Annotated in this window: 5 protein-coding genes; 2 read left to right on the top strand and 3 right to left on the bottom strand. The window is 65.2% G+C overall.

Translation table 11 applies throughout. From position 1 onward, the window contains the following. Nucleotides 1-995 (bottom strand): PA0069 family radical SAM protein (locus tag EN742_RS26750; RefSeq protein WP_128333472.1); only part of this gene is annotated, 995 nt, incomplete at its 3' end. Nucleotides 996-1,144: 149 nt separating this feature from the next. Here EN742_RS26750 and EN742_RS26755 point away from each other — a divergent pair. Both EN742_RS26755 and EN742_RS26760 read left to right on the top strand, forming a co-directional pair. Beyond that, nucleotides 1,145-1,648 (top strand): glycosyltransferase, encoded by a 504-nt coding sequence (locus EN742_RS26755; protein WP_127406592.1) that lies wholly within the window; start codon nt 1,145-1,147, stop codon nt 1,646-1,648. A gap of 206 nt (nt 1,649-1,854) precedes the next feature. After that, nucleotides 1,855-2,829, top strand: coding sequence for a hypothetical protein (locus EN742_RS26760; protein WP_126055975.1), 975 nt, complete (start codon nt 1,855-1,857; stop codon nt 2,827-2,829). A 21-nt stretch (nt 2,830-2,850) separates the two neighbouring features. Here EN742_RS26760 and moaB read toward each other — a convergent pair whose 3' ends face one another. Together moaB and EN742_RS26770 are read right to left on the bottom strand one after the other, a co-directional pair. Next, the gene (gene moaB / locus EN742_RS26765; RefSeq protein WP_127407611.1) at nt 2,851-3,405 is read right to left on the bottom strand and encodes a molybdenum cofactor biosynthesis protein B; all 555 of its coding nucleotides are present in this window, start codon (nt 3,403-3,405) and stop codon (nt 2,851-2,853) included. Continuing rightward, nucleotides 3,406-4,072: 4-(cytidine 5'-diphospho)-2-C-methyl-D-erythritol kinase (locus EN742_RS26770; protein WP_128333473.1), on the bottom strand; the 667-nt coding region annotated here is incomplete at its 5' end.

Here is a 4,072-nt window from a genome sequence, read left to right on the forward strand (position 1 = left end):
CACTCCGAATCGTAGTCCTTGCCGTCACGCATCGAGCGGATCAGCGACATCACATGCCGGTAGCGGTCCGGGTAATGACGCAACAACCAGTCCTTGAAGATCGGCGCCACCTCCAGCGGCAGCCGCAAAATGACATAGCCGGCCTCGCGCGCGCCGGCGGCGCGTGCCGAATCGAGGATGCGCTCCATCTCCGGATCGGTGAGACCGGGGATGATCGGCGCGACCATGACGGAGGCGGGAATGCCGGCGTCGGACAGCTGCCTGATCGCTTCCAGCCGCTTGGTCGGCGTCGACGCGCGCGGCTCCATCGTGCGCGCCAGCATGCGGTCGAGCGTCGTCACCGACAGCGCCACCTTGGCGAGCCCGCGCTCCGCCATGCGCGACAGGATGTCGATGTCGCGCGTCACCAGCGCCGATTTGGTGACGATGCCGACCGGGTGGCCGCGCGCTTCCAGCACTTCGAGGATCTCGCGCATGATCCGGTATTGTTTCTCGATCGGCTGGTACGGATCGGTGTTAGTGCCGATGGCGATGGTGCGCGGCTGGTAGCCGGGCTTAGACAGCTCCTTGTCGAGCATGCGCGCCGCATCCGGCTTGGCAAACAGCTTGGATTCGAAATCGAGCCCCGGCGACAGGCCCATGAACGCATGCGTCGGCCTGGCGAAGCAGTAGACGCAGCCGTGCTCGCAGCCGCGATAGGGGTTGATCGAGCGGTCGAAGGAGATGTCGGGCGACTCGTTGCGCGTAATAATAGTGCGCGGCCTCTCGACTTGCACCTCGGTCTTGAACGGCGGCAGGTCCTCCAGCGAATTCCAGCCATCGTCGAACACATGCCGGCTGACCGGCTCGAAGCGGCCGGACGGATTGATGCCGGCGGAACGACCGCGATTGCGGTCGGACCGCACGCGCATGCCGCTCTGCTCGATCATCGCATTCGCCATCTCGGCTCTCCCAGCCCCGAAGGCTGCAATGTCGGCACGCACGATCTGTTCCATTTTCGCCCTCTCCCAAGGACTGTCAGCAGGCTGTCGAATCGCTCTGTTCATGAAACTATTCCTATTTTCTTGATGAGAACAAAGCAAGAACTTTTTATGCCACATGCAAGAACTGGCGCTGCGCGCGGCTTTCCGCTATTCGGCTGGCAATGCTCAGCGTTCTCATTGAAACCCTGAATGACGAAGAGGGCCTTGCCCGCACGCTTGCCTCGCTGATCGGCGGCGCGGTCGAAGGCGTGGTGCGCGACGTCGTCGTCTGCGATACCGGCTCGACCGACCAGACGCACCGCGTTGCCGACCATGCCGGCTGCCACTATGTCACAGGCGGCATTTCCGTCGGTATCCGGCAGGCCAAGGGCGATTGGCTGCTGTTGCTGGAGCCCGGCGCGCGGCTGTCGGACGGCTGGATCGACGAGGTCGTGGCCCACATGGCGAGGCACACAATGCCGGCGCGCTTTTCCCGCGCGCGCGGCAGCCGCGCGCCATTCCTGGCCAGGGTCTTCTCCGGCAACAGGGCGCTGGCCGAGGGGCTGGTCATCAGCAAGCGCCAGGCCACGGCGCTTTCGAAAAGCGCCCGCAGCGCCGAGGCCATCGCGCGCGGCCTGGCGACGAAGAGGCTCGACGCCGAGATCTGGGTCGCGCCGCCGAAGTGATCCTTCTCGCCGTTTTTGGGAGGAGAAGGCGCCGGCAGCGGAGAAGGGGTTGTGTAGGAAATTCACCGCAACCCCTTTATTGTGCATTGCACAAAATATGAGGCGGGGCTAACCTCCTTTCGATGCGGGACAAGCGGGTTTGGGCAATGCCGGAGCTGGTGAGCAGCCGATGTTTCGTCGGATAATGCTCATATCTGAGGACCTCGATGAACCTTTCGACATCGGACAAATCCGGCGCTGTCAGCCTCGAGGCAATCGCCCGCAACGGCAGCTTGTTTCGTCGCATCGCGGTACGCATCCCGACCTACCTGACGGATCTGCGCGAGAACCCGGCCTGGCTGCCGATGTTCATGCTGGCGCGCACCATGCCGGGGCGGAGGATGCACTGGCTGGGCGCCAAGCCCGCCGGCCGGGCGCCAAATGGCGGGGATACGATGTTCAGCGGTATCGACCTCGACGCGGCGATCGAGGCGCTTCGCTCCGACGGACTGTTTTCCGGCCTGGTCCTGCCGCAGGCGATCCATGAGGAGATCGCCAGCTTTGCCGACAACACGCCTTGCTTCGGCAATTTCGACCGCCGCCTCGAATTCATGCCTTCCGACCATGCCGAAGCCGAGAAGCGTTTCGGCCGCTCCTTGCTCAGCGGCCACTATTTCGAGCGCATCCTCTCCTGCAAGGCAGCACTGGCCATCCAGAACGACCCGCTCTTGTCCGGCATCGCCCAGCGCTATCTCGGCGGCCAGGCGAAACTGATCACGACGCGCGTCTGGTGGAGCTTTCCGACCGGCCAGGCTTCCGACGCCGACAAGAACCTCGCCTCGCTCGGCAAGTACCATTTCGACCTCGACGACTGGCGGATGCTGAAATTCTTCTTCTATCTGAAGCCCTGCGACGCTGGCACCGGCCCGCATGTCTATGTGCGCGGCAGCCACAAACGCCGCAGCCTCAAGCACCAGCTGACGCTGCTTGTCGGCCATCCGGCGAATGAGGTGCTGAAGGTTTACGGCGACGACAGCCCGGTCACGCTCACGGGAGAAGCAGGTCTCGGCTTCGTCGAGGATCCGTTCGGCTTCCATATGGGCACGGTTCCGACGCGCACGCGGCGGCTGATGATGGAAGTGGGCTTCGGCGTCTCGCGCCCTTCGCGCCGGCGCTTCCACGGCGAGCCGGTGATACGCTGAACGCTCGACGGGGACAGCCGGCTATCCGGCCTTGCCGCCGCGCTTCAGATGCTCGTCCAGGCGCGGCATGATCTCGACGAAGTTGCAGGGCATGTGGCGATAGTCGAGCTGCGCCCTGATGATGCCGTCCCAGGCATCCTTGCAGGCGCCGGGCGAGCCCGGCAGCACGAAGACGAAGGTGGCGTTGAGGACGCCGCCGGTCGCCCGGCTCTGGATCGTCGAGGTGCCGATCTTGTCGTAGGAGATGCGGTGGAACACTTCGGAAAAGCCGTCCATGCGCTTTTCGAAGATCGGCTCCAGCGCTTCCGGCGTCACGTCGCGGCCGGTGAAGCCGGTGCCTCCGGTGGTGATGACGACATCGACGCCTTCGTTCTTCGACCAGCCGAGCACCTTGTCGCGGATCTTTTCCCGGTCGTCGGTGACGATGTCGCGGGCGGCGAGGATATGGCCGGCCTCCGCGATACGGTCAGCCAGCGTCTGGCCCGACTTGTCCTCGGCAAGGCTGCGCGTGTCGGAAACGGTGAGTACCGCGATGCGCACGGGGATGAACGGGCGGCTTTCGTCGATCCGGGCCATTCAAGCCTCCATGCTTCGCGTTGCGGCGACGAACCAGTCAGGATGCCGGTGCCTTATGTCGAGTGCCGCGCGCTTGGCGACATTGCCCGTCTCGAACAGGCCGAAGCAAGTCGCGCCCGAGCCCGACAGGCGGGCAAAGCCGGCGTCGGCTTTCCTCAGCGCCCTGAGCGCTTCACCGATCACGGGCTGGATGGTCCGAGCGGCAGGCTCGAGGTCGTTGCGCGTCGCGTCCAGCCAGCTGCGGATCGAGTGAAAATCAAGCTTGCTGGGCAACGGCGGCAACGCTTCGTTGTCGCGCCTCGCCAACGCCTTGAAAACCTCTGGCGTGGACACCGCGACGCCGGGATTGACCAGCACCAGGGCGAGCGCGGGAAAGCTCGGAACGGCCGACAACTCGTCGCCGACGCCGCGCGCGATCAGCGGCCTGGCCGCCAGGCACATCGGTAGGTCGGCGCCGAGCGACAGGCCGATCCGCGCCAGGTCGGCGTTGCCGATGTCGAGCCGCCATGTCCGGGCAAGCCCGCGCAGCACGGCAGCCGCATCGCTGGAGCCGCCGCCGACGCCCGAGGCGACCGGCAGGTTCTTTTCCAATGTTATCGCGACAGGTGGCGTCGCAAGCGATCCCGCTTCCCGGCGCAGCGCCTCGCGCGCCCTCACCACCAGATTG

Source organism: Mesorhizobium sp. M4A.F.Ca.ET.020.02.1.1 (genome assembly GCF_004022645.1).
Classification (GTDB): domain Bacteria; phylum Pseudomonadota; class Alphaproteobacteria; order Rhizobiales; family Rhizobiaceae; genus Mesorhizobium.

Coding starts and splice junctions, on each gene's coding strand:
- moaB (WP_127407611.1), bottom strand. CDS start 3,405: ATGGCCCGGATCGACGAAAGCCGCCCGTTCATCCCCGTGCGCATCGCG.
- EN742_RS26760 (WP_126055975.1), top strand. CDS start 1,855: ATGAACCTTTCGACATCGGACAAATCCGGCGCTGTCAGCCTCGAGGCA.
- EN742_RS26755 (WP_127406592.1), top strand. CDS start 1,145: ATGCTCAGCGTTCTCATTGAAACCCTGAATGACGAAGAGGGCCTTGCC.